Consider the following 23756-nt stretch of genomic DNA (forward strand, 5'->3'; position numbering starts at 1 on the left):
CTCCCGTGCCCCGCCCCGTGCGGGTCGGGCCGCACCACGCCAACCGGGCGGAGCTGTGGCTGCCGGCGCAGCACCAAACGCCGGTCCCGACCGTCGTGGTGATCCACGGCGGATACTGGCGGGCGATGTACACCAAACGTCTCATGCGCCCGATGGCCGACGCCATCACCGAGCTGGGATGGGCCGCTTGGAACATCGAATACCGCCGGACCGGACCGCTCGGCGGAGGCGGGGGATGGCCCGGGACCTTCGATGACGTCGCTCGGGCCATCGACCACCTCGCCGAGGTGGCCGAGGTCGACACCAGCCGGGTGGTGACCTGCGGGCACTCCGCCGGCGGCCACCTCGCCCTGTGGGCAGCAAGCCGGCCCGGCCTGCCGGCGGGGACGCCAGGGGCAGACCCGCGTGTGCGCGTCCGGGGTGCGGTGTCGCTGGCCGGCGTGGTCGACCTGGAGCGGGCCGCCGCCCTGTCACTCGGGAACGGAGCGGTAGAAACGCTCCTCGACGGTCCCCCGGAGCGCCGCGCCGAGCGCTACGCCCTGGCGTCGCCGGCAGCCCGGCTGCCGCTCGGGGTGCCCCAGGTGCTGCTCCACGGGCTGGCCGACGACACCGTGCCACCCGAATTGAGCGCGTCGTACCAGCGGCGAGCCGCGGCGCTCGGCGACGACGTCGGCTACGTGCCCCTCGAGGGGGTCGATCACATGGCGATCATCGACCCGGCCGCGGCGTCGTGGCCGGCGACGGTCGACGCGCTGCGGGCACTCCTAGGCTGATCAGCCCTCCGGCAGCTGGTCGCGGGCTCGCTGGGCCAGCTCGCCGATGAGCTCGAGGGTGTGGTGTTTGCGCTCCACCGGGCCCCAGTACATCGAGGTCCGAGAACCGCGGCGGTAGCCGACGGCGTCGGTGACGACCCGCTGGAAGTGGCCCGGCACGTCGTCGAGGGTCATCGAGCCGGAGCGCAGCTTGGACACTGCCTGGCCGCGGGTGGCCGCTATGTGGAGGCGGGTCACCTCGAGGAGGCTCTCGGCTAGCGCCCGCCGCCGCCACAGCTGGCCGGGGACCCGACCCGCCTTGGCCGCCCACGGGGCCCACCGGCGGGCGAGGCGGTCGGCCGCCCACGACCGAAGGTCGTCCTCGTCGTGGTGCACCGGGAAGTACTCCGGACCTCGCAGGCAGACGGCGTCCTCGGCCATGATCGTCCACGTCAGCGGGGTGGCGAACTCCGCCGGGTCGATGGTCGCGCCACCCTCGCGGCACTCCGGGCCGGGCTCCGAAGAACGCACCGCCAGGTGAGCGAATGTCACGAAGGCCACCCGGCATGGTCCGCCGCCGCTGAGCAGGCCCTGCGGCTTCATCGACGCGGCGATGGCCGCCTCGTCCCAGTGCTCGGCGACAGCCACGACATCGACGTTGCTCAGCTTCTCCTGCCAGTCACCCAGCGCGGCCGAGCCGACGAGGTAGAGGCCGGCAAGGCGGCCGGGGATGGCCAAGTCGAGCGCGTCGGCGTAGGCCTCACCCTTCCTGGTGACCGCGACGATGCTCACGGGTCCAGTCTGGCCCACCGCGGCGGCGCGCCGCCCGAACGCCTCAGTGGGCTGCTGCGGCCGCCACAGGCGCAGCGAGAGGGTTCGCGACGATGTACAGCGCCACGTCGCGGCAGTAGGCGACCAGCTCGGCCCTCGACACCGGCGCACCGGTCACGATCCAGTGCAAGACCGCCTCCTCGACCAGCGCCAGCCAGCTGCGCAGGCAGAGCCGTTGAGCCGGGCTCGGGTCGGCGATGCCCATGCCCCGAGCCAGCGCGTCGACCACCCCGCTGCGGGCGTACTCGAAGACCTCCATCAGCTGCGGGCTGAACGCGGCCCCTCGGCTCAACGCCCGGTAGGCCTGCGGTTGGGCCTCGATGTAGGCGATCCCGGCGTCCAGCGCGGCAGCCAACCGGTCGGCGGCAGCCATCTGCGGGTCGGTGTCGATGGCTCGCAGCAGGCCGTCGGCCGCGGCCTGGACCACCGCGACCTGCAGGTCCCGGTGGGTCGGGAAGTAGTAGTACACGAGCGCCTTGGACACCCCGGCGCGCCGGGCGACGGCCAACGCGTCCACCTCCTCGAGCGCCACCTCCCCGATGAGGGACAGGCCGGCGGCGACCAGCGACTCCCTCCGCTCGTTGGGGCTCCCGGTGCGGGGCGCTCGAGGCCTGCTCACCCGGCCAGTCTAGGGAGGGGGCAGGAGGCGCTGGGACGGCGGAGGTCAGTCCGCCGACGGCCGATCCCATCCGTTGCGGTGGACGGCCTCGGCGAGGGGACGGCGCGCCCGCCAGCCGGCCCGCTCCAGATCGGGTACCTCCTCCAGGTGGGTGACCGGCCCGACGCACAGCCAGGCCACCGGCCGCACGGCGGGCGGCAGCCCGACCAGACCGGAGAGGAACGGCTCCCGGTAGAAAGACACCCATCCGACGCCCCAGCCTTCGGCGGTCGCCGCCAACCAGAGGTTCTCGATGGCCAGGCACGTCGAGTACAACCCGGCGTCGGCGATGGTGTAGCGGCCGAGCACGGCCGGCGCCCCCCGCGTCGGGTCATAGGTGACCACGACCGACAGCGACGACTCCCGTATCCCCTCGATCTTGATGTGGGAGAAGGTCTGCGCCCGGTCGGGGGACAAGCTTGCGGCGAATCGGTCTCGTTCGCCGGCCACGTGCTCGGCGAACCGCTCCTTGAGGCCGGGGTCGTCGATGAGCACGAAGTCCCACGGCTGGGTGAGGCCAACGCTCGGCGCAGCGTGGGCCGCTTCGAGGATCCGCTGCAGCACGGACGGATCGGCTGGTCCGCCGGTGAACTCGCACCGGACGTCCCGGCGGCGACCTATGACCGAGTACAGGTCGATCGGGTCGGCGGTTGCTTGGGGGTGTCCATCCATGCGCCCCCGGCAGGACTCGAACCTGCGACCCGCCGCTTAGAAGGCGGCCGCTCTATCCAACTGAGCTACGGGGGCTGGGAAACTCTGCGCCGCGTGTCTACCCGTCTCGCCCACCGCCAAAGGTGGAACCAACGATGGCCACGACCGGCACGGCGCTCAGCGTAGGTGAGACGCGCGTGCCGGTTCCGGCGACGGTTCGCCGCCCCGGGCTGTCACCACGGCACGATGCCGTGACGATCGCTGAACGTGCCGGTGGGCCCGTCCCGGCCGATGACCGCCATCGCGACGATCGCGTCGGTGCCCTCGGTCACCGTCTGCGGGCCGCTGTGACCGTTGAAATCCGTCGCCGTGTAGCCCGGGTCGACCGCGTTGATCTTGATCCCTGGGTACGCCTTGGCGTACTGGGTGGTGACCATCAGCAGCGCCGCCTTGGAGGAGCAGTAGGCCAGGGCGTTGACGTGGAACTCGACCCGCTCAGGGTCGGCCACGACGGTCTGGGATCCCAACCCGCTGGCGACGTTGACGATGACCGGCGCCGAGGACTGCTCCAACAGCGGCAGGAACGCTCGAGTGACGCGCACCGGACCGAACACGTTGGTGTCGTAGACGCGGCCCATCACCTCGGCGTCGACCTCGGACACAGGTATGCGCCCCTCCTGGATCCCGGCGTTGTTGACCAAAACGTCGAGGCCGGTGGCGGTCCTCACCGTCTCGGCGGCGGCGACGACGCTCTTGTCGTCGGTGACGTCCAGGACTACGAAGCGGGCTCCGAGCGTCTCGGCGGCAGCCCGGCCTTGGGACCCGTCGCGGGCCGCGATCCACACGTCGTGGCCGTCAGCCAGCAGCCGGCGGGCCGCCTCGTACCCCAATCCCCTGTTTGCTCCGGTGATCAACATCGTTGTCATCAGCCCATCTTGCAGTGCCCCGGCCGCCGGCCCAAGAGGCCTGCGCTGCCTAGGACTGACAGGCCCACCTCGAAGCCGGCGCCGTGCGCGATCATCGATGGGATGGCGACGACGGCGACCAGCGAGCTGGCCGCATGTTTGCGGTCGTGCCGCGAGCGGGTCGGTCCGAGCGACGTGGGCCTTGTGGCCGGCGGCCAGCGCCGGGTCCGCGGCCTGCGGCGCGAGGAGCTGGCGCATCTCGCAGGCGTGTCGATGGATTACCTCACCCGCCTAGAACAGGGACGGGCTCTGCACCCGTCGGCTTCGGTGTTGGGTGCTCTGGCCAGGGCGCTGCGCCTCTCAGACATCGAGCGCGACCACCTGTTTCGTCTGGCCGACCAGCCGCCGCCTGGCCCCGGTGCGATCGCCACCCACATCCCCGCCAGCGTGCAGCGCCTCATGGACCGCCTCACCGACGTGCCGGTGTTGATCACCACCGCCGCCCGGGAGATCATCGCCGCCAACTTGCTGGCCCAGGCGCTGTTCCCGGAGGCGTCCGCCCCCTCCCGTCGGGAGCGCACGCTCGCCTGGCGACGTTTCATGGGTCTGCATTCCAGCCGGGTGCTGACCGCAGACGAGCTGGGCGACGACGAAGCGATCCTCGTCGCCGAGCTGCAGACCGCTTTGTCCCGCTACCCCGCCGACGACTACCTCGCCGCCTTGGTCTCGGACCTTCGGGGCGACAGCGTCCGCTTCGAGCAGCTGTGGACCAGCCACGAGCTGGCGGGCCGCCACGCCCACCAGAAGCGGTTCCGCCACCCTCAGGTCGGTCCGCTCACCCTCGACTGCGACGACCTGTCAGTCGACGGCAGCGACTTGCACATCGTCGTGTTCACCGCCGCCCCGCGCTCGCCTTCCGAGGAGGCGCTCGCGCTGCTCGGCGCCATCGGACTGCAACGCTTCGGGGTTGAGCACTGCAGCTGACCCTGGGCGCCCGAGCGGCCGGCACTTCGCCGAGGTCGGCGCCCCGGCGCTGAGCGCCACCCGGTTGAGGTGCCCTCGGCGAGGCCTCGCCGAGGGCACCGACCGGTGGGGTCGCGGCCGGTCAGCACGCAACCGGCCGCGGCGCCCGAGGGTCAGCGGCTGGTGCCGGTTTGGAATTGCGCCACGAGACCGGCCAGCTCGTCGGCCATCTTGGTCAACGTGACGCTGGCCGCCTCTTGCTCCGCGGCGGTCGCGGTCGTGTCGTTGGTGCTGGAGTTGAGGTGACCGAGGCTGGAGGCGACCTCCTGGCTCCTGAGGGCGACGTCTCGCAGCGTGTCCCCCATGGTGTTGGTGGTGGCGCTTTGCTCCTCGACCGCACTGGCGATCACCGTCTGGTAGGAGGAGATCTGCTCGATGATCGAGCTGATCCGGCCGACCGCAGCGACGGCGTCGGTGACATCAGCCTGGATCGTGCTGACCCGAGCCGAGATGTCGCTGGTGGCCTTCCCGGTCTCGCTGGCAAGCTCCTTGACCTCGTTGGCCACCACGGCGAACCCTCGACCGGCGTCGCCGGCGCGGGCCGCCTCGATGGTCGCGTTGAGGGCCAGAAGGTTTGTCTGGTCGGCGATGGTGGAGATCATCTTGACGACCTGTCCGATCTCCTCGGAGGACGTGCCGAGCCGGTGGATCGTGGAGACGGTGTCGCTGGCCACCGTCACCGCCGAGGCGGCGATCTCCGCTGCCTCCTGGGCGCTGGTGGCTATCTCCTTGATCGAGGCGCTCATCTCCTCCGAACCGGTGACCACGGTGTAGATGCCCTCGGCGACGGTGGAGACACCGCCGGCTGCGTGGTCGGTCTCGCTGGCCAGGTCGCGGGCGGAGAGCGCCGACCTCTCGCTGGTGGTGGAGAACTGCGACGAGGTCTGGCTGAGCTGGTGGGCCGCGCCGGAAATCGCCGAGATGACCCCGCCCAGGTGGCTGAGGGTCTGGTTGAGCGCGGCCGCCATAACGCCGATCTCGTCGGCGGAGTTGTAGTCGAGGCGAGCTGACAGGTCGCCGTCGGCCACCCGCTTGAGCACGGTGACTGTCCGGCGGAGAGGCTTGACCACGCTACCGGCGACCAGCACCGCCAGGGCCAGCGACAGGAGCACCGCGGCCACGAGCACCGCGATCACGATCTTCACGGCCGAGTCGTAGCTGCTGTTGGCGCCGGCGATGGTCGTGGCCGACGAGTCCTTGAGGGTCGACACGAGGGTGTCGAGCGAGGTGCTGAGGTTGTTGCTGGCCGCCACCGCCTGCTGCAGCCCGGCGGCGGTCGGGGCCGCCGTTGTCTTGGGATGGACGTACTGGTCGAAGGCGTCGAACGCAGTGCCAACTGCGGTCACCGCCGCCTCCACCTTCGGGGAGAGGCCCATGGCCTTGAGGGTGGCGAGGTCCTTGGGGACCTTGGCGTACAGCGCCGCCGACGCCGGGACCAGCTGGCCCTGTAGGGCCGGGTACACCTGGGCGGCCAGGCCGTCAGAGATGGCCTGGGCGTCGCTGATGCTGGCGTCGTGGGCTACCAGCAGCGGGGCAACGGCCTTGTCGGAGATGGCCCGGGCGGAGGATCGCAGCGACGCCAGCTGGGTGAAGGCCACTACACCCAGCACCACAGTCAGCACGTTGACGGCGACGAAGGCCATCAGCAAGCGGGTCAGGATTCCCCTGTTGCGGAACCAGTTGGGGCTCAGGTCCTTCATCTATCTCTCCATGGTGGAAGGGTTAAGGGCCCCCTCATGGCGAGGCGGGGCTCCTACCGCTTCGGCGGGGGAGGTAGGTGACCTGAGCTAGTTTCGCATCGCGACACCTGTGGGCGCGACGGGACGCTGACGCCTTCCGCGACCGGCTCTAGCTGGCCAGGAGGTCGTGGGCGCCGGTGTCGGCGGAGGGATGACGGAGCTTGGAGAGCGCGGTGCGTTCGATCTGGCGGATCCGTTCCCGGGTCAGCTGAAGTACGGCTCCCACCTCTTCGAGGGTCCGCGGGTCGCCGCGGTCCAGGCCGTAGCGGAGGCGAAGGATCTCCCGCTCCCGCTCGTCCAAGGGGGCGAGGAGCTTGTCGATCTCCCCGCCCAGCATGGCGTTGGCGACCACGTCGAAGGGTGAAGGGGCCGCCATGTCCGCGACGATGTCGGCCAGCTCGGTGTCCCCGTCGGTGCCGATCGGAGCCTCCAAACTGACCGGCTCGGCACCGTATTGCAGCAGCTCGGTGATCTGCTCCTCGGGCATCTGCATCGCCTCGGACAGCTCGGCGGGGGTGGGAGAACGGCCGAGCTCACCCTCCATCTGGCCTCGCATCCGCAGCAGACGCCGGATCTGGTCGCCGGCGTGGACCGGCAGGCGGATGGTGCGAGACGTGTTGTCGATCCCCCGGCCGATCGCCTGACGGATCCACCACGTCGCGTAGGTCGAGAACTTGAACCCTTTGCGCCAGTCGAACTTCTCGACGGCGTGGATCAACCCCAGGTTGCCCTCCTGGATGAGATCCAGGAGCGGCATGTCCGCCGACTGGTACTTCTTGGCGATCGACACCACAAGGCGGAGGTTGGCGTTGACGAACTCCTCGGTCGCGGCCGCTCCCTCCCCTCGGACCCGGCGCAGCTCCCGCTTCTTGGCCGCGGTCAGCTTCTCGCCGCTGTCGAGCGCCGCGGCGGCCGCCCGCCCGGCCTCCATCAGCTGAGACAGACGGACCTCGTCGTCTTTGGTCAGGAGCGGGTACTGGCCGATGCCGTCGAGGTACAAACGAACCAGGTCCTGCTCACCAGCTTCAGATCGAGCCTTCCCCATGGGTTCCCCTCTGCGTAGGTAGCTGGGGTCTACCCCCACCCGGCCAAGACGACACCTCCGATCTCCCGACGGGCGCCGCCGGTGCGGGCGGTGCGGTTGTGGCAGACTGTCTGCTCCTTGGTGGCCGTAGCTCAGTTGGTTAGAGCGCCAGGTTGTGGCCCTGGAGGTCGGGGGTTCAAGTCCCCTCGGTCACCCCACCGGGTCCACCCGCCGCGGAGGCGAGATGTCGCTCCGCTAGGGTGGTATCCCCAAGCGCCTCTAGCTCAACGGCAGAGCAACGGACTCTTAATCCGCAGGTTCTGGGTTCGAATCCCAGGGGGCGCACAAAGCGCAGGTCAGGTGGGCTGCGGAGCGTCCTCAGCGGTGGGTTGACCGCCGGTCGCCGGCGGGGAGGACCAGCTGCTGGATCCGCTGGTGTGACAGGCCGAGGACCTCTGCAGCGTCGCGAACCGACAACTGCCCGTCCCGCACCAGGGCTACGGCTGCGGCCTTGGTCGCCGCCGCCGCCTCCTCCTGCGCTGCGGTCGCCCGCAGACGCGCCTGGTGTGCCTTGGCAGTGCTGGTGCGCACCTTGGCCGGCAGGCGGACGTCGTCGACGAGCGGCAGCGCGTCGGGCTCGGTCTCGAACCACAGAGCCGCAGCATCCCGGATGTTGTCCCGGGCCTTGGCCAGGGTCCGGCCGTAGGTGTGGACGCGAGGCTCCTCGAGGAGCTCCACGAGCCACATGCCGTGGGCGTCGCGCTGGTAGACGGCGGTGTAGGTCGTGGTCGCGGTCATCGCAGCCATCCCTTTCCGAGGCAGGGCTCCAGGTCTCGTTCGATGCTCCGTAGCGTCCCGGTCGGGATGACGCCCCCGTGGATGGGGACGACGGTCCTGCACGTGCCGCATTGAACCACCAGGTGCGAGCCGCTCTGGCGGAGTTCCTCGCAGCCGAGCTGGCGAAGCCGGCGGCGAAGTTCTCGCTAGATCCCACCCACACCGTACCGTAGTAGACGATTGCTGTCTATCGCGATAGACGGGGTCGGTAGGTCGGCGGGCGCGGAGGGACGAGTCGAGCCGAACCATGCCTCCACCTGGCGACGCCGGCCGGCGGTGCGTACGACCAGACGGTTGATCCGCCCGTGGGCCTCCAGGCGCTCGAGACACCGGTCCAGGTGCGGGCGGGTACATGCCCGCTGAACGCGTGCGAAGCTCGGCGCGAGACAGGGTCCCTACGGCGGCCCGCATGGCAGCGACGACGCGGGCGGCGTCTGGGTCATCTGTGTGGTCGGCGAAAATGTGAGCTGTGGATGCCCGGCAGTAGCGCCAGAAGGCGTGCGCGGCGTTCAGGTGCTCCGCGGTGATCCATTTGGAGCTGTCGGCTAGGGCGTAGAGGACAGAGAGGCGAAGTACTTGCGCCTCGGCGCGGGCGATCAGCGAGCCAAGCATGGCGGCGGGCTCGTCCTCCGCGGGTTCGTGGTAGAGGCCCCGCCAGCGGTCGTCGGCGGCTGGGTTGCGCTGAAGTCTTTGCGGTTTCCGTGCCCGGTCGAGGCGAACTCCTTGACGAGTCCTCCGCCGGACGCCAAGCCGGTTGGATCCGTGGTTCGGGGCCCGGCGGCCCACGTGCGAAAAGGCACTCGCTCAGGCGGTAGCCGAGGGCCGGTTGCACTGGTAGACACGCATTCACTGGTCGACACGCGTCGAGGAGGTCGGGAACCGGGGCCGGGGGGTGGCGGCTCTTCACCCGCCTGAACCAGACGACCCTCGCCCTCGGCGCCTCGGCGTCAGCCAGCCGGCGGTCTGGCGCTGGTGCGATGCCGGGGGGCGCACCACAACTCCGCAGGTCAAGCTAGGCGGCGCTCCGCGGCCCACCTCGACAGCTGGTGGCGGGTCGAGAGCTGCAGTTTGCGCAGCACGGCGGAGACGTGGCTCTCGACGGTCTTGACCGAGATCGCCAGCTCCCGGGCCACTTCTTTGTAGGTGTAGCCCCGGGCGATGAGGCGCAGGACCTCACGTTCGCGCGGGGAGAGCGCGTCGAGGCCGGGCTGGTCGGGAGGCGGGGACGACGGCCCGGGGTCGGCGGCGTAGGCGTCGAGGACGAAACCGGCGAGGCGGGGCGAGAAGACCGCGTCGCCTCCCGCTACCCGGACGACCGCGTCGTGCAGGTCGGGCCCGGAGATGGCTTTGGTGACGTAACCCCGGGCTCCGGCTCGGATCACCGCGATGACGTCCTCGGGGGCGTCGGACACCGACAGGGCCAGGAAGCGGGTGCCGGGGCTGCGGTCGCCGACCAGGCGGACCACGTCGGCGCCGCTGCCGGACGGCAGGTGCACGTCGAGCAAGACCACGTCGGGGCGTCGCTCCACGACCAGCTCGACCGCCGGCCCGACGTCGTCGGCCTCCCCCACCAAGTCGACGTGCTCGCCCAGCCCGGCCCGGACACCGGCCCGCATCAACTCGTGGTCGTCGACCAGCAGAACGCGCAGCGCTCCCGCCGGGGTCTGCGGCGTCACGGGGCGTCCCCGACCCGGCTGGCCGTCGCGACGGTGAGCTCGACCTCGGTGCCCTCCCCGGGCGCGGAGCGGATCGACGCCCGGCCGCCGCATCGGGCCATGCGGCCTTCGATGGACTCGCTGATACCCCGCCGGTCGGCGCCCACGGCGCGCCGGTCGAACCCGCAGCCGCGGTCGCGGACGAACGCCGAGACTCGCTGCGGTTCCACCTCGGCGAACAGCGACACGCTGGGCGCCCCCGACCAGCGCGCCGCGTTGACCGTCGCTTCGCGCGCTGCGGCCATCAGCGCCTCGAGCCCGGAGGTCAGGGGGGCGTCGCCGACAACCACGGTGTCGACCACCACTCCATGCTCTCGTTCGACCTCGGCTTGTATCACCGCCACCGCCCCCGCCACCGTCGCCGACCTGGCCCGCACGTCGCCGGGGGAGCGCCCCTCGAACAGCCACGCCCGCAGCTCCCGCTCCTGGGCCCGGGCCAGCTGAGCCACCCGTGCGGGGTCCGCCGCCGACCGCTGGATCAGGGCCAGGGTCTGCAGCACCGAGTCGTGGACTCGCGCCGCGATCTCGGCGCGCTCCTCGGCCCGGATCCGGGCTTGGCGTTCGACCATCAGCTCCCTGGCCACCCGCAACCACCACGGGCCGAGCAGCACCACCAGTGCGGCCAGGACCAAGGCGACGCCGACGAGGGGCACCGCAATCGGCCGGTGTCGACCCGACGCCAGGATCGCGACGCCGGCCACCGCGGCGACGACGCCGGCCGCGGTCCGCCACAGAAGGCTCCGTCTGGACCCGGCGCCGACGTTGGCGGCGGCGGCGATCGGCTGGACCACCCGGCGCAGCGCGTCCCGGTCGGCGCCGGTCCCGTTGCGCCAGATCATGACCAGGCAGCCCGACGTCACCGCCGCGGGCCACGCCGGGGCTCCGAGCCATCCGGCTCCGAGCGCGGAGGCGAGGAGGAGCAGCACCCCGAGGACGGGCAGCAGCCCGCCGGTGAGCGCCAGGCCGCGCTTGTCCATGAGGGCGCTGCGGCCGATCGGCTGGGCTTGCCCCTCGGCCGGTATCACCAGCCAGGCCACCGCGTAGGCGGCGACGCCGATCCCGCTGGCCAGGCTGGCGAGGGCGAAGGCGACGCGTACGGAGGTCACGTCGAACCCGGTTTTGGCCGCCACCCCCGACGCCAACCCTCCGAGCAGGGCTTGTTCGGGTCGGCGCCGAAGCGGCCCCCCGTCGGAGCGCCCGCGTCGCCAGCGAGCCGCGGGACCCGCCCATCGGCGGCCGCGACCGTCATGCCAGTGCCGGTCGCGCCGCCCGCCGCCGGGTCCCGCCCAAGTCGGCACGGCCGGCGTCGAGGTGTCGGAGGGGCGGCCCGGCGGGGCCGGCGGGGGCCAGCGCGGCGTGGAGATGAGCACAATCGTCGCGCCTGCCCCCGCGGGGGACCAGTGGGGTTCACCCTTAGCCACCCCCTTGCGCCGGTCAGGGTGGGGTCGGGGGCATCCCCGATTGCGGGCCGCTGCCGGCAGGCGCAGCGTGGACACCGTGACCGACATGACCAACGCCGCCGCCAGCCCCGCCCCCGAACCGGGACCGCCCCCCTCCCCCCGGCGCCTGCGCCGCTGCCCCCACCACCGCATGGTCGCGGGGGTGGCGGCCGGCGTCGCCGACTACCTGGACCTCGACGTCAGCGCGGTGCGCCTGGCGTTCGTGGTGTTGACCCTGGTAGCCGGCCTCGGCGTTCCGGCCTACCTCGCGGCGTGGGTGCTGCTGCCGGAGGAGGGCCGCGACGACTCGCTGGCCGACGACCTGGCCGCCAGGTGGAGCCGAGCATGAGCCACCCTCACGACTACCACTCCCCGCCTCGCCCCCCGTGGTGGGCGCCGCGTTCGGGACCGGACGCGGCCGCGCTGCGGGTGTCAACCGCGGAGCGCGAGGAGGTCATCGCCACGCTGATCGCCCACTGGTCCGACGGGCGCCTCGACGAGCCGACCTTCGACCAGCGCGCCGCGCGGGCACGCGCCGCGGTCACCCGCGCCGACCTCGACGCTTTGCTCTACGACCTCCCGCCCCGCCACCCGGCCCCGGCGGAGCGCCCGCCGGGACCGCGCCGAGGGCGCCGAGGCTGGCGAGTAGCGGCGATCGTCGTGGCGCTGCTCATCCTGGCCTCGAGCGCGCTGCCGCACGTCGTCCACCCCCGGGTCCCTTGGCTGCTGGTCGGGCTCATCGCCTTGGCGGTGCTCGGCCGGCGCCGCCACCACCATCACCACGACCATCACGGGTAGCCGGCCCCGCCGGCGGCTCGGCTCAAAGTGCCGGTGTCACACCTTGAGGTCGCCTCTGAGGTCGGCCGAGCCGGGTACCGGCCGGGCCGGGTCGACGCCGAGGGCGACGACCCGGTTGGCCCCGTCGACGTGCACGACGGTCGGCCGGTGCCCGGCCAGCTCCTCGGGCGAGTACTCGCCGTAGCTGATGATGATGACGGTGTCGCCGGGCTGGACCAGGCGGGCGGCTGCGCCGTTGATCCCGATGGTGCCCTCACCGGCGGGGCCCTCGATCACGTAGGTGGTCAGCCGGCTGCCGTTGTCGACGTCGACGATGTCGACCTTCTCGCCGGGTAGGAGGTCCGCGGCCTCCATCAAGTCGGCGCTGACGGTCAGCGAGCCGACGTAGTGCAAGTCGGCGTGGGTGACCGTGGCGCGGTGGATCTTGGACTTCAGCATGCTGCGGTACAACGTTCCTCCTCGAGGCGTGGACGGTCGACCCAGGCTCGTCCTGTGGCCGCCGCGTGACCCCCGCCGGTTACGATCGCAAATCCGCGGCGGAGGGCACAAGCCTCCGGCGGAGCTTTTGGCGTCCACGTTGGGGGAGGAGCCGGCATGCCCCGGTTGCATCAGGTGACACGCGACGAAGTCAACGACGACCGGGTCAGGGGGATGTACGACTTCCTCTTCGGCGAGCGCGACCCGGTCCGGGAGCCGGGGACCGCCACGGGGACCAGCGGCGACTGGTGGCCGACGTTCGCCAACTCTGCGAGCGTGCTGGCCCACGCGGTGCAGGGATTCCGGTTGTACCAGAGCCCGGAGCGCCGACTGGACCCGGTGCTTCGGGAGTTGGGGCAGGCCCGGGCCGGGTGGGCCGCCCAGAGCCAGTTCGTCTTCTCCCAGCACTGCAAGTCGCTGAGAGGGCTCGGTGTCGACGAGGAGCGGATCGAGTCGGTCGGTTGCTGGCAGGCCGCCGACTGCTTCTCCCGGCCGGAGCGGCTGGTGCTGGCCTACGCCGACTGCATCGTGTACGACCACGGCCGGGTGCCCGACCGGCTCTTCGACGCCCTCCACGACCTCCTCGGCGACGAGGCGGTCCTCGAGCTGACCTACATCACCGCCATGTACCTGCAGCATGCTGTAATGTCCCGGGCGCTGCGCACCGAGTTCGACGATGTCGCGGAGCGGATCGTCGAGGTGCCCGCCCCCGGGGATGCGCCCGTCGCCGGTCTGGACATCGCCGGACCGGCCTGAGCCGCCCGGTCCTGACCGGACCAGCCGGAGCGGGTCAGCCGGCGGGGGTCAGCCGGCGCCGGCGACCGACACCGGGCGGTGCCGGACGTCGGAGGGACCGAGCGGGCGGGTCCACGCCGCGAGCTCGAGGAGGATCCCGTCGGGATCCTGGAAGTAGATCGAACGGACGAAGACACCCGGATGGTTGTCGACGCTGACGGTCGCCTCGCTGTCGTCGTGGTTGACCACCTCGGAGCACTCCACGCCCCGTTCGACCAGCCGGGCCCGGTACTCCTCGATGCGCTCCGGAGCCACGCAGAAAGCCAGGTGGTTCATCGAGCCGATCGCGGACATGGACTCTCCGTTGTCGGGGCGGGCGACGGGGGCGGCCACTCCAGGAGCGGCGGCCGGCGCCCCGTTGAACCAGAAGAAGGCCACGGTGTCCCCGTTGCCGATGTCGAAGAAGAAGTGCTGGCCCATACCGCCGGGCAGCTCGACGGTCTTCACCAGCGGGAAGCCGAGCACCCCCGAGTAGAAGTCGACGGTGCGGGCCATGTCGCTGCACACCAAAGCGACGTGGCTGACGCCGCTGACGGCGAAAGGTCGGTTGTCGGTCACGTGTCCCCCAGGATCCGTGCACCCTCGGACTGGCGCCGAGCGGCCCCCGCCGGCTGCGGAGGCTTCCTCATGGTCGCACATGGCGCCGGGCTGGCACATCCGAAGGAAGGCGTCCAAACCGTCGGTACCTGCCTCGACGGGGTAGAGACTCGACATGTACGTGCCCGCCGCCGACCGCTACCAGTCCATGACCTACCGGCGCTGCGGCCGCAGCGGCCTCCGGCTGCCGGCGGTGTCGCTCGGCCTATGGCACAACTTCGGCGACGACCGCCCGATCGACGCGCAGCGGGCGATCCTGCGCCGGGCGTTCGACCTGGGGATCACCCATTTCGACCTGGCCAACAACTACGGACCGCCCTACGGGAGCGCGGAGATCAACTTCGGCCGGATCCTGCGGGAGGACTTCGCGGGGTTGCGCGACGAACTGGTGATCTCCACCAAGGCCGGGTGGGACATGTGGCCCGGCCCGTACGGCGATCTGGGCTCACGCAAGTACCTGCTCGCCAGCTTGGACCAGAGCCTGGCGCGCATGGGCGTCGACTACGTCGACATCTTCTACCACCACCACTTCGACCCCGACACCCCCCTCGAGGAGACGCTCGGCGCGCTCGACAGCGCGGTGCGCCAGGGCAAGGCGCTGTATGTGGGGATCTCGTCGTACTCCGCCGAGCGGACCTCAGAGGCAGTCGCGGTGCTCCGGCGGCTCGGCACCCCGCTGCTCATCCACCAGCCGTCCTATTCGATGCTCAACCGGTGGATCGAGGAGCGCCTCCTCGACGTCGTCGGCGACTCCGGTGTAGGCTGCATCGCTTTCTCGCCGCTGGCTCAGGGGCTGCTCACCGACCGCTACCTCGACGGCATCCCCGAGGGGTCGCGGGCGTCGAAGGGGTCGTCGCTGTCCACCGACATGCTGAGCGACGCCAACCTCGAGCGGGTCCGGGCCCTCGACGGCATCGCCCGCGGCCGGGGCCAGCGCCTCTCGCAGATGGCCGTCGCGTGGGCGCTTCGCGACCCGCGGGTGACGTCGGTGCTGCTCGGGGCGAGCAGCGTCGGGCAGCTCGAGCAGAACGTCGCGGCCCTCGACAACCTGGCCTTCAGCGCCGAGGAACTCGCCGAGATCGACCGTTGGGCGCTCGACCAGGGCGACATCGACTTGTGGCGGGCGCCGGCCAGCGCGTGAGTCACTCGGTGACGAAGTCGATGAGGGACTCGACGGCCCCCACCAGCGCCGGCTCGAGATCGGCGTAGGTCCTCACCGACCCGAGCAGCTGCTTCCAGAGCCGGCCCGGCGACTCGACTCCGAACACCTCGCAGATCCCCTCCTTCCACGGGCGGCCCTTGGGGATCGCCGGCCACGACCCGAGGCCGACGACCGCGGGGCGGATGGCCTGCCACACGTCGACGTAGGGCGTGCCGGCGATGCGCACATGGGGACCCTCGCAGCTGGCCGCCAGGCGCTGCTCCTTGCTGCCCGGCACGAGGTGATCCACCAGGATCCCGAGGCGGGCGTCGGGGCCGGGAGCGAAGCCGGCGATCACCGACGCCAGGTCGTCGATCCCGTCCAGGCGTTCCACCACGACCCCTTCGATGCGCAGGTCGTCGCCCCACACCTTCTCGACCAGCTCGGCGTCGTGGACGCCCTCGACGAGGATCCGGCTGGCGCGCGCCACCCGGGCCGGGGCGGCTTTGACCGCGACCGATCCCGACGCGGTGCGGCCCGGGCGGGACGCTTTGGGAGGCAGCGGCCGGGTGAGGGTTACCGTCTCCTGGCCGAGCGCGAACGCGCCCGGCAGCAGCCGGAACAGGCGCTCCATGCCGGTGTTGGGCGAGCGCAGGACGATCCCGTCGGGCTCGAAGCGGGCGACCGCCCCCTTGAACCGGGAGGCCAGGTGGGTGACCAGCAACCCGGTCGTGGCCTCCACCGAGGGGATCTGGCGCCTGGCTCTCCAGTCGCCGTCGATCGGGCCTGAGAGGATCCCGCCGTTCGGGCCGCTACCGGCCCCTGAGTCGTGGCGTCTCGCCATCCTCGAGAGGTTAGGGGGATCCCGCCGCCGGCCGGGGTTTCCTAGGCTGCCGGCCCATGCCTGTCCTGACGCCCTCAGACGTGATCGCCGACGTGTGGACCGTTGACCCGGAAGGTCACGGCGACGAGCGAGGACGGTTCTACGAGACCTACCGCCGGAGCTGGTTCCCGCTCGGCCGGGAGATGGTGCAGGGCAACCGGTCCGACAAGGCGGCCGGGGCCGTGGTCGGCCTCCACTACCACCTGCACCAGGCCGACTACTGGCTGGTCCCCCGCGGGACCGCCCGAGTCGTCCTCCACGACCTGCGCCAGGGCTCCCCGACCGACCGGGCGACGGAGGTGCTCGAGCTGAGCGGCGACAACTGCCGGGGGGTGTTCATCCCGCCGGGAGTCGCCCACGGGTTCGCGTCGCTCACCGAGCTCACCGTCACCTACCTGGTGGACAGCTACTACAACCCCGAAGACGAGCTGGGGGTGGCCTGGGACGACCCGGCGATCGGAGCAGACTGGGGGGTGAGCGACCCCATCCTCTCCGCCCGCGACCAGCACAACCCGGCCCGCGACGCCCTGGACCCGGGCCGCACTCCGTACTACAAGCTGCGGACCTGACCAGCCCGGAGGGTGTGCGCCCCTGCGGGGGTCACGGCCACTAGCATCGACACGTTGTGAGCAAGGTCCTTCCTACGCCCGACGTGGCTGCTTCCGGCTCCGGGACGTCACTCGCGATCGGGTTGGTCCGCCTGGCCCGCCCGAAACAGTGGACCAAGAACGTGCTGGTCCTGGCCGCGCCCGGTGCCGCTGGGGTCTTGACCCACGGCGGTCCGCTCGGCCGGTCCCTGGCTGCGCTGGCGCTGTTTTGCGTCGTCGCGTCGGGCACCTACTTCCTGAACGACGCGCTCGACGTGGCCGCCGACCGGGCCCATCCGACCAAGCGGCTGCGCCCCATCGCGTCGGGCGTGGTGAACGTGCGCCTGGCCTACGCGCTCGGGGTGGGGCTGCTGGCGACCGGCGTTGCGCTTTCGGCGCTGATCAACTGGCACCTGGCCGTGGTCCTGGCGATCTACGTCGCCGTGCAGTTCGCCTACAGCTACTACCTGAAACACCAGCCGATCTACGACATGGCCGCGGTGGCGTCGGGGTTCGTGCTGCGGGCCATCGCCGGCGGCGTCGCCGCGGAGGTGGTCATCTCCCAGTGGTTCCTCGTCGTCGCCACCTTCGGCAGCCTTCTCATGGTCGCCGGGAAGCGGGTGGCGGAGCACGCCGAGCTCGGCCACGACCGCGGCGCGCACCGGGCCACCCTCGACGCGTACAGCTCGACGTTCCTGCGCACCGTGCTCGGCATCGCCGCCACCGGCGCCATCTTCGGTTACTGCCTGTGGGCTTTCAGCCTGCAGACGGCCCTGCAGCACCACGCCGACCCGATCTGGTACCAGCTGTCGATCGTCCCGATGATCGTGGCGCTGCTGCGCTACACGTTCCTCGTCGAAAGCGGTCAAGGCGCGAAACCCGAGGACCTGGTGCTCTCCGACCGGTCCTTGCAGGTGCTCGGCTTGGTGTGGGCCGTGCTGTTCGCCCTCGGCGTCTACGCCAGCTGACCGCGATGACGTCGGACAGAGCCTTGCTGACCGGGTGGGGCCGGACCGCGCCGACCGCCGCGAGGATCATCGACGCGACGGACCCCGCCGCGGCCCGCCAGGCCGCGGCGGGCGCCGGACCGCGCGGCGTGATCGCCCGGGGCCTCGGCCGTTCCTACGGCGACGCCGCGCAAAACGCCGGCGGCGACGTGGTGGTCACCACCGGCATGGACCGCATCCTCGACCTGGACCTGGAGACCGGCCGGGTCCGGGTCCAAGCCGGCGCCAGCCTGGACTGGCTGATGCGGACCCTGCTGCCCCTCGGCTTCTGGCCGCTGGTCACGCCCGGAACCCGCCAGGTCACGATCGGCGGCGCCATCGCGTCGGACATCCACGGCAAGAACCATCACCGCGACGGGACCTTCGGCGCCAACGTCGAGTCGATGGTGATCGACACGCCCGGGGAGGGCGTGCTGACCGTGGCGCCCGACAAGGACCCGGACGCGTTTTGGGCCACCGCCGGCGGGATGGGCCTGACCGGGGTCATCCTCGAAGCCACGATGAGGCTCCTGCCGGTCGAGACCGCGATGATGCGAGTCGACAGCGAACGCCTCCGCGACCTCGACACGCTGATGGCCCGGATGGTCGAATCCGACCGCGACCATCGCTACTCGGTGGCGTGGATCGACTGCCTGGCCCGGGGCGCCACGCTCGGTCGCTCGATCCTGGAGTTCGGTGAGCACGCCGCCCTCGACGACCTGCCGGCAGGCAAACGGTCCCCGGCCCGGGCGCTCGCGTTCGCGCCCTTCGACCGGGCGTCGGCCCCGCGGTGGGCGCCCAACGGCCTGCTCAACCGGTGGACCATCGCCGCGTTCAACGAGGTTTGGTACCGCAAGGCGCCGGCCAAGGCGGAGGGCCACCTGGTCCCGGCCAGCTTTTTCTTCCATCCCCTGGACATGGTGTCGGGATGGAACCGGATCTACGGCCGGCGGGGGTTCCTGCAGTACCAGATGGTGGTCCCCGACGGCGCCGAGTCGACCATGCGCCACGCCATCGAAGCGCTGAGCGACGCCCGCTGCGCGTCGTTCCTGGCCGTGTTGAAGCGCTTCGGGCCGTCCAACCCGGCGCCGCTGTCGTTCCCCTCCCCGGGCTGGACGCTGGCCCTCGACATCCCCGCGGCCGCCGCCGGCCTGGCTCCTTTGCTCGACCGCCTCGACGACATGGTCATCGAGGCCGGCGGACGGGTGTACCTCTCCAAGGACTCCCGCCTGCGCCCCGAGCTGCTGGAGGCGATGTACCCGAGGCTGCCGGAGTGGCGGGCCGTGCGGGACCGCCTCGACCCGGAGCGCCGCATGCAGTCGGACCTGGCCCGCCGCCTGCCGATCCTCGATCCCCTGCCGCGGGCCGGCTCGACACCCCCCAACGGAGCGTTCCCATCGTGAAAGACGCCCTCGGCGCCGTGCAGTCGGTCCTCGTCCTAGGCGGCGCGTCGGAGATCGGCGTGGCCATCGCAGCCGAGCTGGCCGGTCCCCGCCACGCGACTGTCGTCCTCGCCGGGCGCCATCCCGACGCGTTGGACGCGGCGGCCGCCCAGGTGCGCTCCGCCGGCGCCGGGCGGGTCGAGACCCTGCCGTTCGACGCGGCCGACACCGACAGCCACGAGGCGTTCGCCGAGAAGGCGTGGGCCCTCGCCGGTGACTTCGACGTGGTCGTGGTGGCGTTCGGGCTCCTCGGTGACCAGGCGGAAGCGGAGGCCGGCGGGGACAGCGCCGTGCGGGTCGCGCAGACCAACTACGTCGGGGCGGTGTCGATCTCGCTGGTGGTGTCGCGGCGGCTGCGGGCCCAAGGGCACGGCACGCTGGTCGTGCTGTCCTCGGTGGCCGGCGAGCGGGTCCGGCGGGCCAACTTCGTGTACGGCTCGACCAAGGCCGGCCTGGACGGCTTCGCCCAGGGTCTCGGGGACTCTCTGGCCGGTACCGGCGCCGGGGTCTTGATCGTCCGCCCCGGGTTCGTGACCGGCCGGATGACCGCCGGCATGGACACCGCCCCGATGGCCACCACCCCCGAAGCGGTGGCCAAGGCCACCGCATCAGCGATCGCGTCCGGCAAGGAGCTGATCTGGGTGCCAGGCACCCTGCGTTTCGTGTTCGCCGCGTTCCGTCACCTGCCGCGCCCCCTCTGGCGGCGACTGCCCGTGTGAGCGCGGTTCCCGACCGCAGCGGCGCCCGGCCCGGGGTAGCCGCGTTCGACTTCGACGGCACGCTGGTCCCCGGCGACAGCCTGGCCCCCTTTCTCCGACGTCTCCTCGGACCCCGCGCCCTGCCCGCCATCGGCGCGTCCACCCCCGCCATGGCCGGCGCCTACCGCCACGGCGGGCGCGACGCCGCCAAGGCCGCGCTGTTGTCGCGGATCCTCGCCGGCGTCCACGCCGACACGGTCGAACGTCACGGCCGCGCCTACGGCCCCGGCCTGCAGCACCGCATCCGCCCCGCCATGCGCCAGCGCCTCGACTGGCACCGCTCCCGGGGTCACCGCCTGGTCCTGGTGTCGGCGTCCCTCGCCGCCTACCTGGAGCCCTTCGGCGCCGCGGTCGGCTTCGACGAGGTCATCGCCACCCGCCTCGAGGTCAACGCGGCGGGGCACCTGACCGGGCGGCTCCTCGGCGCCAACGTGCGCGGCGAGGAGAAAGCGGTCCGCCTGCGGACGGCGATCGGCGAGGAGCCCGTCGAGCTGTGGGCCTACGGCGACAGCGCCGGCGACACCGAGATGCTGGCCATGGCCGACCACCCGATGCGCGTGGGGCGGCGGGCCAAGCCCCCGGCGTCGCCGTAGCGGGACAGGCGCCGCCGCTGTCGGCCAGACTGTGGAGATGTCCCGTCGCGCACTCATCACCGGCATCACCGGCCAGGACGGCTCCTACCTGGCCGAGCTGCTCTTGGACCAGGGCTACGAGGTCATCGGCCTGCACCGGCGCAGCAGCACGCCGACCTTCGAGCGGATCAGCCATCTGGGCACCAGCATCACCCTCGAGCCGGCGGACCTGCTCGACGAGGCGTCGATGATCAGGGTCCTGCGCAAGTACCAGCCGAGCGAGGTCTACAACCTGGCGGCGCAGTCTTTCGTGCAGACGTCGTTCAACCAGCCGGTCCTCACCGGCGAGGTCACCGCCCTCGGCGTCACCCGGCTGCTCGACGCGATCTTGCTCACCGATCCGAGCATCCGCTTCTACCAGGCCAGCTCCAGCGAGATGTTCGGCAAGGTGGTGGAGGTCCCGCAGCGGGAGCAGACGCCGTTCTACCCTCGCAGCCCGTACGGGGTGGCCAAGCTCTACGGGCACTGGATGACGGTCAACTACCGGGAGAGCTACGGCCTCCACGCCAGCAGCGGCATCCTGTTCAACCACGAGAGCCCCAGGCGGGGACTGGAGTTCGTCACCAGGAAGATCACGTTCTCGGTGGCGGCCATCAAGCTCGGCCTGCAGGAAAAGGTCAAGCTCGGCAACCTCGACGCCCAGCGGGACTGGGGCTTCGCCGGTGACTACGTCAAGGCCATGTGGCTGATGCTGCGGCAAGACCAGCCCGACGACTTCGTCGTCGCAACCGGCGAGACCCATTCGGTGCGCGAGCTGTGCCAGGTCGCGTTCGGCCACGCCGGCCTCAACTGGGAGGACCACGTCGAGGTCGACGAGGTGTACTTCCGCCCGGCCGAGGTCGACCTGCTGATCGGCGATCCGGCCAAGGCCACCAAGTCGCTCGGCTGGGAGCCCGAGGTCGGGTTCCAGGAGCTGATCACGATGATGGTCGACTCCGACATGGCGGCGCTCGAGGCGTCCACCGCCTCCTGACCCTGGCCCGGGGCCTCAGCGCCCGGCGCCGACGGGGTCAGCCCTTGTGGCCGAAGATGTCGAGCGCCCGGCCCGGCCAGCCTGGGGCGCTGTTGCCGTTGCCGTAGCTCGGGGCGTCCCCGAACGGGTAGACGGTCCCGCCGGCGCCGAGGATCAGATAGCCGCCGCCGTCCGCGGTGGGCGCGACCGCTACGACGGTGTCGCTCACGCCGATACCCGGGAGCGACCCGTAGTACTTGGCGTCGCCGAACTGGAAGATCCCGCCGTCGCGGGCCACCAGCGTGTAGCCCTTGCCGTCCGCGGTCGGGACCATCCCGACGACCGGTTGGTTGAGGTGCACGTTGCCCGTCGACCCGTAGAACCCGGCGTCTCCGAAATCGAAGATCCCGCCGTCGGAGGCGACCAGCCAGTACCCCTTGCCGTCCGGGGTGGGAGCCATCCCCACGATCGGCTGGTTGAGATGCACGTTGCCGGTCGACCCGTAGAACCCGGCGTCACCGAACTGGAACACGCCGCCGTCACCGGCGAAGAGCCAGTAGCCGGCGCTGTCGGCGGTGGCGGTCATGCCGATCACCGGCCGGTTGAGGTGCACGTTGCCGGTCGACCCGTAGAAGCGGGCGTCGCCGAACTGGAAGATCCCCCCGTCGGCCGCCACCAGCCAGTAGCCGGCTTGGTCGGCGGTGGGGGCCATGGCCAGGACCGGGGCGTTGAGGGCCGCTCCCTTCGTCGAGCCGTAGTTGACGGCCCCGCCGAAGGGGTAGACGCCGCCGTCGGAGCCGAGCAGCCAGTAACCGTCGAGCCCGCCGCTCGGGCGCCCGACGTTGGTCGGCGCGAACCAGTCGGAGCGCAGCCCCAGGTTGGCGGCGAAGCTGTCGCCGCTCACCGTCACGGAGCCGGCGGTGCCGGACACGACCAGCGACTTGACCCGGCCGCCCAGGTCACCGAGACCGTTGCGGGCGGTGACGGTGATCGACTCGAAGGTCCCGATCGACGGCCACGCCGCCTCGATGCTCGACGCCGGGACCGTCTGGGACCAGTCGTGGTTGGGGTTGCCGGCCTGCGCCACGCCATCACCGTCGTCGACCGCGGCGGAGAACGCCCCGCCGGCCGTCCAGCCGCCGGTCGAAGATGAGAACTCGGTGAACGCCACCTGCCCAGGCGTGCCGCATGCGGCGGCGGTGCAGGTGCGCACCACACCGGCGGTCGCTTGTACCGCGGCGTCGCTGTAGGTGGTGTAGGCGCTGTTGGTCGGGTTGCCCGCAGCGTCCTGGTCGCCGTCGTAGACCTGACAGTAAGTGGTGTCGCAGATCGGCCCACCGGCCGCTCGGACGTAGGAGAGGGCGTAGGAGCGGGCGGCGACCGCCTGGGCTTGGAGAGCGGCAGGGCCGTTGGTGCCCCACGACGCCGGCGACTCGGCCGGTACCACGCCGGCGACGTAGTCCTCGATACCCACGGTGTTCCAAACCTGGGCGTAACCGCCGATCGGCGCAGCCTTCACCACGATGTTGCCCTTGTAGGCCCGGGTACCCCCCGGGATGGCGAGCACGATCGGGCCGGCGCCGCTCGGCACGAGGGTGACGTCGCCGCTTTGGGCGGGGGCGCCGTTGACCGACAGCTGCGAGCCGTTGACCCGGGTGACGGTGACCGGGCCGGTCGCGACCTGGGCGCCCCCGACGTAGGCGGTGGCGCCCTGCGCGGTGATCGTCGACGCGTTGTCGAGCTCGTCGAGGCGGACATCGATGGTCTGGGCGGTGCTCACGGCGGAGGCCGCCGTGCCGCCGTAGTACTGGTTGAGGATCTGGTTGACGTTCCAGCCCGTGAGGGCGTAGCCGTACGCCCCGTACTGGCCCATCCCCCGGCCGTGGCCGTAGCCGTGGCCGACCAGCGCCAGCTCCGACGGCACGGAGGTCGCGGCGACTCCGGCGGAGGCGGCGGCAGGCGTCGCCGCGGAGGCCGGCCCGGCGGCGAGGGGGGCGGCGGCGACGAGCGCCGCGGTCAGCACAGCAGCACCAGTGACGAAACGAGGCACGCGCAAACTCCAAAGGTCCGTACTCCGCCCGGGCCAGCCGGCCCAGGGTAGAACATCGGCAGAGGCCGGCTCCGGCTTGAGCCC

25 protein-coding genes, 3 tRNA genes and 1 pseudogene are annotated in these 23756 nt (G+C 71.6%); 14 read left to right on the forward strand and 15 right to left on the reverse strand.

Features of this window, described 5'->3' with window-relative positions:
* Window positions 1-5 precede the first annotated feature (5 nt).
* Window positions 6-773 carry an alpha/beta hydrolase family protein gene (locus K6U06_RS14205; RefSeq protein ID WP_262322608.1) on the forward strand — a complete coding sequence of 256 codons (768 nt, stop codon included), beginning with the start codon at window positions 6-8 and terminating at the stop codon, window positions 771-773.
* Here K6U06_RS14205 and K6U06_RS14210 read toward each other — a convergent pair whose 3' ends face one another.
* The 5 genes from K6U06_RS14210 to K6U06_RS14230 all read right to left on the reverse strand — a co-directional run bounded on the left by K6U06_RS14210 (window position 774) and on the right by K6U06_RS14230 (window position 3818).
* Window positions 774-1544, reverse strand: a complete 771-nt coding sequence (locus tag K6U06_RS14210; protein WP_262322609.1) for a hypothetical protein — start codon at window positions 1542-1544, stop codon at window positions 774-776.
* Between the two features lie 43 nt (window positions 1545-1587).
* The gene (locus tag K6U06_RS14215) at window positions 1588-2202 is read right to left on the reverse strand and encodes a TetR/AcrR family transcriptional regulator (protein WP_262322610.1); all 615 of its coding nucleotides are present in this window, start codon (window positions 2200-2202) and stop codon (window positions 1588-1590) included.
* 45 nt (window positions 2203-2247) lie between these two features.
* Window positions 2248-2880 carry a 5,6-dimethylbenzimidazole synthase gene (bluB, locus tag K6U06_RS14220; RefSeq protein ID WP_410051051.1) on the reverse strand — a complete coding sequence of 211 codons (633 nt, stop codon included), beginning with the start codon at window positions 2878-2880 and terminating at the stop codon, window positions 2248-2250.
* A gap of 34 nt (window positions 2881-2914) precedes the next feature.
* Window positions 2915-2988: transfer RNA gene (locus K6U06_RS14225), tRNA-Arg, on the reverse strand.
* 137 nt (window positions 2989-3125) lie between these two features.
* The gene (locus K6U06_RS14230; protein WP_262322612.1) at window positions 3126-3818 is read right to left on the reverse strand and encodes an SDR family NAD(P)-dependent oxidoreductase; all 693 of its coding nucleotides are present in this window, start codon (window positions 3816-3818) and stop codon (window positions 3126-3128) included.
* 102 nt (window positions 3819-3920) lie between these two features.
* On the opposite strand from K6U06_RS14230, the gene K6U06_RS14235 reads away from it, so the two are divergent.
* Window positions 3921-4781 (forward strand): helix-turn-helix transcriptional regulator, encoded by an 861-nt coding sequence (locus K6U06_RS14235; RefSeq protein ID WP_262322613.1) that lies wholly within the window; start codon window positions 3921-3923, stop codon window positions 4779-4781.
* A 152-nt stretch (window positions 4782-4933) separates the two neighbouring features.
* Here the strand turns inward: K6U06_RS14235 and K6U06_RS14240 are convergent, their stop codons facing one another.
* Both K6U06_RS14240 and K6U06_RS14245 read right to left on the reverse strand, forming a co-directional pair.
* The gene (locus K6U06_RS14240; RefSeq protein WP_262322614.1) at window positions 4934-6520 is read right to left on the reverse strand and encodes a methyl-accepting chemotaxis protein; all 1587 of its coding nucleotides are present in this window, start codon (window positions 6518-6520) and stop codon (window positions 4934-4936) included.
* Between the two features lie 148 nt (window positions 6521-6668).
* Complete coding sequence (locus tag K6U06_RS14245; protein ID WP_262322615.1) at window positions 6669-7604, reverse strand: RNA polymerase sigma factor RpoD/SigA; 936 nt, start codon at window positions 7602-7604, stop codon at window positions 6669-6671.
* Between the two features lie 120 nt (window positions 7605-7724).
* Between K6U06_RS14245 and K6U06_RS14250 the strand changes: the two genes are divergently transcribed.
* Both K6U06_RS14250 and K6U06_RS14255 read left to right on the forward strand, forming a co-directional pair.
* Window positions 7725-7801, forward strand: a tRNA-His gene (locus K6U06_RS14250).
* 55 nt (window positions 7802-7856) lie between these two features.
* Window positions 7857-7928, forward strand: a tRNA-Lys gene (locus tag K6U06_RS14255).
* A 33-nt stretch (window positions 7929-7961) separates the two neighbouring features.
* Here K6U06_RS14255 and K6U06_RS14260 read toward each other — a convergent pair.
* The 4 genes and pseudogenes from K6U06_RS14260 to K6U06_RS14270 form a co-directional block, all read right to left on the reverse strand.
* Window positions 7962-8381 carry a type II toxin-antitoxin system HicB family antitoxin gene (locus K6U06_RS14260; RefSeq protein ID WP_262322616.1) on the reverse strand — a complete coding sequence of 140 codons (420 nt, stop codon included), beginning with the start codon at window positions 8379-8381 and terminating at the stop codon, window positions 7962-7964.
* Window positions 8378-8554: pseudogene (locus K6U06_RS24720) on the reverse strand (type II toxin-antitoxin system HicA family toxin); the annotation flags it as partial. The gene K6U06_RS14260 and the pseudogene K6U06_RS24720, both read right to left, overlap by 4 nt.
* An 873-nt stretch (window positions 8555-9427) precedes the next feature.
* Complete coding sequence (locus K6U06_RS14265; RefSeq protein WP_410051052.1) at window positions 9428-10036, reverse strand: LuxR C-terminal-related transcriptional regulator; 609 nt, start codon at window positions 10034-10036, stop codon at window positions 9428-9430.
* A 56-nt stretch (window positions 10037-10092) separates the two neighbouring features.
* Entirely contained in the window at window positions 10093-11727 is a 1635-nt protein-coding gene (locus tag K6U06_RS14270; RefSeq protein ID WP_316044721.1) for a PspC domain-containing protein, read from the reverse strand.
* Between K6U06_RS14270 and K6U06_RS14275 the strand changes: the two genes are divergently transcribed.
* Window positions 11642-11923: a PspC domain-containing protein gene (locus K6U06_RS14275; RefSeq protein ID WP_262322793.1), complete on the forward strand. Its 282-nt coding sequence runs from the start codon at window positions 11642-11644 to the stop codon at window positions 11921-11923. The genes K6U06_RS14270 and K6U06_RS14275 overlap by 86 nt on opposite strands.
* Entirely contained in the window at window positions 11920-12372 is a 453-nt protein-coding gene (locus tag K6U06_RS14280; RefSeq protein ID WP_262322619.1) for a DUF1707 domain-containing protein, read from the forward strand. Before K6U06_RS14275 ends, K6U06_RS14280 begins: the two co-directional genes overlap by 4 nt.
* A gap of 36 nt (window positions 12373-12408) precedes the next feature.
* On the opposite strand, the gene panD is transcribed toward K6U06_RS14280, so the two are convergent.
* Window positions 12409-12822: an aspartate 1-decarboxylase gene (gene panD, locus K6U06_RS14285; RefSeq protein ID WP_262322620.1), complete on the reverse strand. Its 414-nt coding sequence runs from the start codon at window positions 12820-12822 to the stop codon at window positions 12409-12411.
* Between the two features lie 144 nt (window positions 12823-12966).
* On the opposite strand from panD, the gene K6U06_RS14290 reads away from it, so the two are divergent.
* Window positions 12967-13605, forward strand: a complete 639-nt coding sequence (locus K6U06_RS14290; protein WP_262322621.1) for a carboxymuconolactone decarboxylase family protein — start codon at window positions 12967-12969, stop codon at window positions 13603-13605.
* Window positions 13606-13653: 48 nt separating this feature from the next.
* Here K6U06_RS14290 and K6U06_RS14295 read toward each other — a convergent pair whose 3' ends face one another.
* A complete protein-coding gene (locus K6U06_RS14295) occupies window positions 13654-14202 on the reverse strand; it encodes a VOC family protein (RefSeq protein WP_262322622.1) in 549 nt (182 codons plus the stop codon).
* 154 nt (window positions 14203-14356) lie between these two features.
* Between K6U06_RS14295 and mgrA the strand changes: the two genes are divergently transcribed.
* The gene (gene mgrA / locus K6U06_RS14300; protein ID WP_262322623.1) at window positions 14357-15382 is read left to right on the forward strand and encodes an L-glyceraldehyde 3-phosphate reductase; all 1026 of its coding nucleotides are present in this window, start codon (window positions 14357-14359) and stop codon (window positions 15380-15382) included.
* A gap of 1 nt (window position 15383) precedes the next feature.
* Here the strand turns inward: mgrA and K6U06_RS14305 are convergent, their stop codons facing one another.
* Window positions 15384-16226: a DUF3097 domain-containing protein gene (locus K6U06_RS14305; protein ID WP_262322624.1), complete on the reverse strand. Its 843-nt coding sequence runs from the start codon at window positions 16224-16226 to the stop codon at window positions 15384-15386.
* Between the two features lie 56 nt (window positions 16227-16282).
* Here K6U06_RS14305 and K6U06_RS14310 point away from each other — a divergent pair, with 56 nt between their 5' ends.
* Genes K6U06_RS14310 through gmd form a run of 6 tightly spaced genes read left to right on the forward strand, consistent with a single transcriptional unit; the run spans window position 16283 to window position 21643 of the window.
* On the forward strand, window positions 16283-16834 hold the full coding sequence (locus K6U06_RS14310) for a dTDP-4-dehydrorhamnose 3,5-epimerase family protein (RefSeq protein ID WP_262322625.1): 552 nt from the start codon (window positions 16283-16285) through the stop codon (window positions 16832-16834).
* Between the two features lie 56 nt (window positions 16835-16890).
* On the forward strand, window positions 16891-17820 hold the full coding sequence (locus tag K6U06_RS14315) for a decaprenyl-phosphate phosphoribosyltransferase (protein ID WP_262322626.1): 930 nt from the start codon (window positions 16891-16893) through the stop codon (window positions 17818-17820).
* 5 nt (window positions 17821-17825) lie between these two features.
* Window positions 17826-19241 (forward strand): FAD-binding oxidoreductase, encoded by a 1416-nt coding sequence (locus tag K6U06_RS14320; protein WP_262322627.1) that lies wholly within the window; start codon window positions 17826-17828, stop codon window positions 19239-19241.
* Window positions 19238-19999: a decaprenylphospho-beta-D-erythro-pentofuranosid-2-ulose 2-reductase gene (locus K6U06_RS14325; protein WP_262322628.1), complete on the forward strand. Its 762-nt coding sequence runs from the start codon at window positions 19238-19240 to the stop codon at window positions 19997-19999. Before K6U06_RS14320 ends, K6U06_RS14325 begins: the two co-directional genes overlap by 4 nt.
* Window positions 19996-20631, forward strand: coding sequence for an HAD-IB family hydrolase (locus K6U06_RS14330; protein ID WP_262322629.1), 636 nt, complete (start codon window positions 19996-19998; stop codon window positions 20629-20631). Before K6U06_RS14325 ends, K6U06_RS14330 begins: the two co-directional genes overlap by 4 nt.
* A gap of 37 nt (window positions 20632-20668) precedes the next feature.
* Window positions 20669-21643 carry a GDP-mannose 4,6-dehydratase gene (gmd, locus tag K6U06_RS14335; RefSeq protein WP_262322630.1) on the forward strand — a complete coding sequence of 325 codons (975 nt, stop codon included), beginning with the start codon at window positions 20669-20671 and terminating at the stop codon, window positions 21641-21643.
* A gap of 37 nt (window positions 21644-21680) precedes the next feature.
* Here the strand turns inward: gmd and K6U06_RS14340 are convergent, their stop codons facing one another.
* Complete coding sequence (locus K6U06_RS14340; protein ID WP_262322631.1) at window positions 21681-23672, reverse strand: SpoIID/LytB domain-containing protein; 1992 nt, start codon at window positions 23670-23672, stop codon at window positions 21681-21683.
* Window positions 23673-23756: the final 84 nt, after the last annotated feature.

It is taken from the genome of Acidiferrimicrobium sp. IK, from assembly GCF_025499425.1.
Taxonomy (GTDB): Bacteria; Actinomycetota; Acidimicrobiia; order Acidimicrobiales; family Palsa-688; genus Acidiferrimicrobium.

Coding starts and splice junctions, on each gene's coding strand:
- K6U06_RS14240 (WP_262322614.1), bottom strand. CDS start 6,520: ATGAAGGACCTGAGCCCCAACTGGTTCCGCAACAGGGGAATCCTGACC.
- mgrA (WP_262322623.1), top strand. CDS start 14,357: ATGTACGTGCCCGCCGCCGACCGCTACCAGTCCATGACCTACCGGCGC.
- K6U06_RS14265 (WP_410051052.1), bottom strand. CDS start 10,036: ATGCGGGCCGGTGTCCGGGCCGGGCTGGGCGAGCACGTCGACTTGGTG.
- K6U06_RS14275 (WP_262322793.1), top strand. CDS start 11,642: ATGACCAACGCCGCCGCCAGCCCCGCCCCCGAACCGGGACCGCCCCCC.
- K6U06_RS14320 (WP_262322627.1), top strand. CDS start 17,826: ATGACGTCGGACAGAGCCTTGCTGACCGGGTGGGGCCGGACCGCGCCG.
- gmd (WP_262322630.1), top strand. CDS start 20,669: ATGTCCCGTCGCGCACTCATCACCGGCATCACCGGCCAGGACGGCTCC.
- K6U06_RS14230 (WP_262322612.1), bottom strand. CDS start 3,818: ATGACAACGATGTTGATCACCGGAGCAAACAGGGGATTGGGGTACGAG.
- K6U06_RS14305 (WP_262322624.1), bottom strand. CDS start 16,226: ATGGCGAGACGCCACGACTCAGGGGCCGGTAGCGGCCCGAACGGCGGG.
- K6U06_RS14290 (WP_262322621.1), top strand. CDS start 12,967: ATGCCCCGGTTGCATCAGGTGACACGCGACGAAGTCAACGACGACCGG.
- K6U06_RS14310 (WP_262322625.1), top strand. CDS start 16,283: ATGCCTGTCCTGACGCCCTCAGACGTGATCGCCGACGTGTGGACCGTT.
- K6U06_RS14260 (WP_262322616.1), bottom strand. CDS start 8,381: ATGACCGCGACCACGACCTACACCGCCGTCTACCAGCGCGACGCCCAC.
- K6U06_RS14280 (WP_262322619.1), top strand. CDS start 11,920: ATGAGCCACCCTCACGACTACCACTCCCCGCCTCGCCCCCCGTGGTGG.
- K6U06_RS14235 (WP_262322613.1), top strand. CDS start 3,921: ATGGCGACGACGGCGACCAGCGAGCTGGCCGCATGTTTGCGGTCGTGC.
- K6U06_RS14270 (WP_316044721.1), bottom strand. CDS start 11,727: ATGCGGTGGTGGGGGCAGCGGCGCAGGCGCCGGGGGGAGGGGGGCGGT.
- K6U06_RS14245 (WP_262322615.1), bottom strand. CDS start 7,604: ATGGGGAAGGCTCGATCTGAAGCTGGTGAGCAGGACCTGGTTCGTTTG.